Here is a 6,903-nt window from a genome sequence, read left to right as displayed (position 1 = left end):
GCCACGGCACCCTGTACCTTGGATGCCACCGCCCAGGTCGTGGTCACCGAACAAACAGAACCCAATGCAGGTAGCGATGGAAGCCTGACGATTTGCGCGGGAACAACCGTGACCGAGGGCCAGCTTTTTGCCCAGCTCGGGGGTAGTCCGGATGTAGGAGGGACATGGTCCCCTGCCCTAGCAGGTGCCGGAACCTACACCTATACCGTAAGCGCTACTTCGCCCTGTACCGTGGACGACACGGCGGAAGTCGTAGTAACGGAACAGGCGGCGCCCAACGCGGGCACCGATGGCACCCTCACCATTTGCGCGGGAAGCACCGTAACGGAGGGACAACTTTTCGCCCAGCTCGGCGGTAGTCCGGATTTAGGCGGAACATGGTCCCCCGCCCTAGCAGGCGCGGGTACCTACACCTATACCGTAAGCGCTACTTCGCCCTGTACCTTGGATGCCACCGCCCAGGTCGTGGTCACCGAACAAACAGAACCTAATGCAGGTAGCGATGGAAGCCTCACCATTTGTGCGGGAAGCACCGTGACCGAGGGCCAGCTTTTTGCCCAACTCGGCGGTAGTCCGGATTTAGGAGGGACATGGTCACCCGCCCTAGCAGGTGCCGGAACCTACACCTATACCGTACCGGCCACCTCGCCCTGTACCATGGACGACACGGCGGAAGTCGTAGTAACGGAACAGGCGGCGCCCAATGCGGGAACCGATGGAAGCCTCACCATTTGCGCAGGAACAACCGTAACGGAGGGCCAACTTTTTGCCCAACTCGGCGGCAGTCCGGATTCCGGGGGGACATGGTCCCCAGCCCTAGCAGGTGCGGGAACCTACACCTATACCGTACCGGCCACCTCGCCCTGTACCGTGGACGATACGGCGGAAGTCGTAGTAACGGAACAGGCGGCGCCCAACGCGGGAACCGATGGAACCTTGATTATTTGTGAAATCGACACCTTTACACAGGCCGACCTTTTTGCCCAATTGGGAGGGTCTCCGGATACTGGGGGAACTTGGACCGACAACGGAGATGGTACCCATACCTATACCGTACCGGCCACCTCACCCTGTACCATAGACGATACCAGCACGGTTACCGTAATGGAACAGTTTGTGCCTGATGCGGGTTCCAACGGAGCATTGACTATTTGCGCGGGAACAACCGTGACCGAGGGCCAGCTTTTTGCCCAGCTCGGCGGTAGTCCGGATTTAGGAGGGACATGGTCGCCCGCCCTAGCAGGCGCGGGAACCTACACCTATACCGTACCGGCCACCTCGCCCTGTACCGTGGACGACACGGCGGAAGTCATAGTAACGGAACAAGTGGCACCCAATGCGGGTACCGATGGAACCTTGATTATTTGCGCTGGAACAACCGTGACCGAGGGCCAGCTTTTTGCCCAGCTCGGCGGTAGTCCGGATTTAGGAGGGACATGGTCGCCCGCCCTAGCAGGCGCGGGAACCTACACCTATACCGTACCGGCCACCTCGCCCTGTACCGTGGACGACACGGCGGAAGTCGTAGTAACGGAACAGGCGGCGCCCAACGCGGGAAGCGATGGCACCCTCACCATTTGCGCGGGAAGCACCGTAACGGAGGGACAACTTTTCGCCCAGCTCGGCGGTAGTCCGGATTTGGGAGGGACATGGTCCCCCGCCCTAGCAGGTGCCGGAACCTACACCTATACCGTACCGGCCACCTCGCCCTGTACCGTGGACGACACGGCAGAAGTCGTAGTAACGGAACAGGCGGCACCCAATGCGGGTACCGACGGGGCCCTTACCATTTGTGAGGGAAGTACCGTAACCGAGGGACAGCTTTTTGCCCAGCTCGGCGGTAGTCCGGATTTAGGCGGGACATGGTCCCCCGCCCTTGCAGGTGCGGGAACCTACACTTATACCGTACCGGCCACTTCCCCATGTACCGTGGACGACACGGCGCAGGTTGTCGTGACCGAGCATGCAGCTCCCAATGCGGGAAGCGATGGAACACTCACCATTTGCGCGGGAAGCATCGTGACCGAGGGACAGCTTTTTGCCCAACTCGGCGGTAGTCCGGATTTAGGAGGGACATGGTCGCCCGCCCTAGCAGGTGCCGGAACCTATACCTATACCTATACCGTAAGCGCCACCTCACCCTGTACCGTGGACGACACGGCGGAAGTCGTAGTAACCGAACAGGTAGCCCCCAACGCGGGAAGCGATGGAACCCTGACCATTTGTGAGGGAAGTACCGTAACGGAGGCACAGCTATTCGCCCAGCTCGGCGGCAGTCCGAATTCCGGGGGGACATGGTCGCCCGCACTAGCAGGTGCCGGCACCTACACTTATACCATTAGCACCACATCACCGTGTACGGTTGTTGATACGGCTGAAGTCATAGTAACGGAACAGGCGGCGCCCAACGCGGGTACCGACGGGGCCCTTACCATTTGTGAGGGAAGTACCGTAACCGAGGCCCAGCTATTCGCCCAGCTTGGAGGTACACCCGATACCGGGGGAACATGGAGTCCCGCCTTGGTCGGCGCCGGAACCTATACCTATACCGTGCCCGCCACGGCACCCTGTACCTTGGATGCCACTGCCCAGGTCGTGGTCACCGAACAAACAGAACCCAATGCAGGTAGCGATGGAACCCTGACGATTTGCGAAGGAAACACAGTGACCGCAGCACAGCTTTTTGCACAACTTGGAGGTACGCCCGATATCGGGGGGACATGGTCACCGGCCCTTGCAGGTGCCGGGACCTATACCTATACCGTAACCGCCACTGCGCCCTGTACGGGAAATGACACCTCCCAGGTCGTAGTGACCGAACAAGCGGCACCCAATGCGGGAACCGATGGAAGTCTCTCTATTTGTGAGGGCGGGACAGTGACCGCAACACAACTTTTCGCCCAGCTTGGAGGTACACCCGATACCGGGGGAACATGGAGTCCCGCCCTGGCCGGCGCCGGAACCTACACCTATACCGTTGACGGGAACGTATGTGACGATGCGACCGCCATCGTAACCGTTACCGAGGATATACAACCCAATGCCGGGACCGATGCCACCCTCTCCATATGTCCCGACGAGACGGTAACCCAGGCCCAGCTTCTTTCGCTCTTGGGAACGGACAACCCTCTAGGAACATGGAGCCCTAACCCCGAGGGCGCCGGTGCGGGAACCTATACGTACACCGTTGCAGGCAATGTTTGTGGTGCCGACTCGATCGCTACGGTAACCGTTACCATTTCCAACCTCGATTCGGACGGCGATACGATTTTGGATTGTCAGGAAGTGATGGACGGAACCGACCCCTTTGACGACTGCGATTCCATCGGCGGTACCCCATTGCCCACCAGTGATTGCGATAACGACGACCTAACCGAGGAAGAGGAAGCCCTTTTGGGTACCGACCCCACGAATCCGGATACGGACGGAGACGGTGTAACCGATGGGCAAGAAGTAACCGATAACACCGACCCCATGGACCCTTGTGATTTTATTTTGGAAAACCAGACCCTGACACCTACCGCGGAATGGAACGAAACCGACTGTGATATGGACAACCTGACCAACGGACAGGAAGTAAACAGAGGTACCGACCCCACAAACCCCGATACGGATGGTGACACCATAAACGATGGCCAAGAAGTAAACGACAACACCGATCCGCTCGACCCATGTGACTCCATTGGCGGCACACCTCCCGCATCTATTTCATGCGAATTGTCCGTTGAGCTGGATTTGGTGAAATACGGAGACATCTTAAACGGCACCTTTAAGATCATAAACATTGACCGATACCCAGATCATCATGTAGAGATATACAACCGATGGGGAATCTTGGTTTGGGAATCCTCGAAATACGACAATACGAACAACGCCTTTGACGGTGTGTCACAAGGAAGGATAACCATCATCGAAAACCAAAAATTGCCGTCAGGTGTGTATTTCTATAAAATAAAATATGTTGCCAAAGGAGAGGATAAAATCAAGGAAGGTTATCTCTACCTACAAGACTAAAGCGTGCAAAAAACTATGAAAGGCACATTACTGAAAATATTGTTTTTAATCCTGGCGATGCCGTTCTGCTTCGCCCAGCAGGATGCACAGTTCACCCAATATATGTACAATACCCTAGTGGTGAACCCTGCTTATGCCGGTTCTAGGGATGTACTAGGGGTTTCCGCACTGCATCGGTCGCAATGGGTGGGGCTCGATGGGGCTCCCAGCACCCAGACTTTTAACGTTCAAGGGCCCTACAACGATAAAATCGGGTTGGGACTATCCATCGTACACGATGAAATAGGAAACAACACCAACCAAAACACCTTTTTCGACATTGCCTTCTCGTACAGGATCCAAACCTCTGAAAAATACAAGCTTTCCTTCGGCCTGATGGCCGGTGCCCATCTTTTGAACATCGATTTCAACAAATTGCGCAATTACAGTGCCAGTCTGGCCCCCTCGGTCGAGGAAGAGTTGTACAAGAAGTTTTCACCCAACATGGGGGCCGGGATCTATTTTTACTCGGACAAATTCTACCTAGGCCTATCGGCCCCCGATCTTTTGGAAACCGAACATTTTCAAGACCCTGACGACAGCGGTTCGGTAATAGCCTCTGAGCGCATGAACTTTTATTTGATTTCGGGCTATGTGTTCGATCTGAACCCTGCCTTAAAGTTCAAACCGGCCTATCTGATCAAGGCCGTTGCCGGGGCACCCCTGCAAGTAGACCTATCGGCCAATTTTCTGATCAACGAAAAATTGACCTTGGGGGCCGCCTACCGCCTGGATGCCGCTTTTAGCGCCCTCTTCGGCTTTCAAATGGGTAAAAAGCTTATGCTCGGCCTGGCCTATGACCGGGAGATATCGTCACTGGGCGGTACGCAATTCAACGATGGTTCGTTCGAAGTATTTCTACGCTACGAATTTCTCAACAACAATAAAATCGACTTAACCCCTAGATTCTTTTAAAAATGGGCATCAAGTATACATATCGGCTACTTCCGCTCCTTGTGATCCTTTGGATACCCAAAGGCTTCTCACAAGATCAAAAGAAGGGAACCAAAGACGAAAACTTTGACCACTACGCCTATATGGAGCCCATTGAGTCCTATCCTACCCTGCTAAAAAAAGGGTATGACGAGATAACGATATACAAAAAATTGGGCAACGCCAATTACCACAACGCCAACTACGACGTAGCCACGTTCTGGTACGAAAAACTGTTGAACAATGAAACGGTCGCCGTTTCCCCCGATTACCTATACCGTTATGCCCTGTCGTTAAAATCGATAATGAGGTACGAAGAATCGGATAAATGGATGGAGACCTTTAGAAAGATCAAGGAAAACGATACCCGTGCCCACCTGTACGCAAACAACACCGATTACCTCAAGGAGATTCAAATTCCAAAGGAACAGTTTACCATCGAAAACCTGGGCGGCCTCAACAGCAAGGAATCCGATTTTGCCCCTTCGTACTATCTGGAAAGTTTGGTCTTTACGACGTCAAGGGACCTCGAGGTACAGCGCTACAATAAACTGCCCTACCTCAACCTGTATCGGTCGATACTCTCCCCGGAAGGAAAAGCGGACTCGATCGCAAGCTTTTCGGAGGTCTTGAACACCAAGGCCAACGAATCTTCCACTTCCTTTTCAAAGGATGGAAAAACAGTTTATTTCACCCGGAACAATTTCGCAAAGAAAGCCTTTAAAAGGGATAAGGAAGGTGTGAGCCGGTTAAAAATTTACAGAGCCCAGCGCTCTGGATCATCTTGGACAACGCCCGAGGACCTCCCCTTCAACAATACCGATTATTCGGTGGCCCACCCTTCCCTCAGCGGCGACGGCACCAAACTTTACTTTGCTTCCGATATGCCGGGAGGTATGGGGGCATCGGACATTTACGTGGTGGACGTGCTGCCCGACGGTAGTTTTGGGGAACCTCAAAACTTAGGTGCCCCGATCAATACGGAGGGCAAGGAAACGTTTCCTTTTATTTCGGACTCGGGCATCCTATATTTCGCTTCCGACGGCCATCCGGGCCTGGGAGGGCTCGATATTTTTAAAGTGGACCTTGCCCAAGGCGACAAGGTCTCCAATTTGGGTAGCCCCATCAACAGTCCCGAAGACGATTTTTCGCTCGTGATGAACCCATCCGAAGACATCGGATACTTTGCCTCCAACCGAAAAGGAGGACTCGGAAAAGACGATATTTACAAGCTAAGACGCAGCGATACCGAATGCTTTACCTTTATCGAAGGCAGCGCCCACGACAAGGATACCGGGCAAACCCTGGCCGAAACCCTGATCGAGGCCTATGACCACGAGGGGCGGAAATTGGTCGAGACCCTGACCGCATCAAACGGCACCTACATCATTCGCATACCCTGCCAAGACCAAGCTTTTCACCTCGCCGCTACCAAGGAAGGATACGAGCCGGGCAAATTGCATATGCAGACCGATAAAGACAAAAAACGGCTCAAGGATGTACGCATCGAATTGGAGCAATCGACAAAAGTGGCCGAAGTGGGTTCCGATTTGGTAAAGGTATTGAAGCTTACACCCATCTACTTTGACCTGAACAGCTCGTACTTGCGCAAAGATGCCTACGCCGAGCTCGACAAGGTGGTCGATTACATGCGAAAAAGACCCGATATCAAAATCGCCGTGGGATCCCATACCGACAGTCGGGAAGGAGATGCATACAACCTGTGGCTTTCGGAACGAAGGGCAAAACGAACGGTTGAATACATCGTAAACAAAGGTATTTCCCCATCGCGAATCACGGGAAGGGGCTATGGGGAGACCCAGTTGTTGAACCGATGTTCGAACGGGGTCTGGTGTTCGGAAAGCGAACATCAGCTCAACCGGCGCTCCGAATTTATCGTCATGGAAAAATAAATGC

At 54.2% G+C, this 6,903-nt stretch carries 3 protein-coding genes; all 3 read left to right on the top strand.

The genetic code is table 11. The features are described 5' to 3' along the window. Window positions 1-4,014: T9SS type B sorting domain-containing protein (locus BUB37_RS11015; protein ID WP_170863153.1), on the top strand; the 4,014-nt coding region annotated here is incomplete at its 5' end. A 15-nt stretch (window positions 4,015-4,029) separates the two neighbouring features. Continuing rightward, the gene (locus BUB37_RS11010; RefSeq protein WP_072993442.1) at window positions 4,030-4,968 is read left to right on the top strand and encodes a PorP/SprF family type IX secretion system membrane protein; all 939 of its coding nucleotides are present in this window, start codon (window positions 4,030-4,032) and stop codon (window positions 4,966-4,968) included. Between the two features lie 2 nt (window positions 4,969-4,970). After that, window positions 4,971-6,899, top strand: a complete 1,929-nt coding sequence (locus tag BUB37_RS11005; protein WP_094766690.1) for an OmpA family protein — start codon at window positions 4,971-4,973, stop codon at window positions 6,897-6,899. Window positions 6,900-6,903 lie beyond the last annotated feature (4 nt).

It is taken from the genome of Pseudozobellia thermophila (genome assembly GCF_900141855.1).
Taxonomy (GTDB): Bacteria; Bacteroidota; Bacteroidia; order Flavobacteriales; family Flavobacteriaceae; genus Pseudozobellia; species Pseudozobellia thermophila.
Note: the sequence above shows the minus strand (reverse complement) of the source record. Positions and strands in the feature narration are given on the sequence as shown.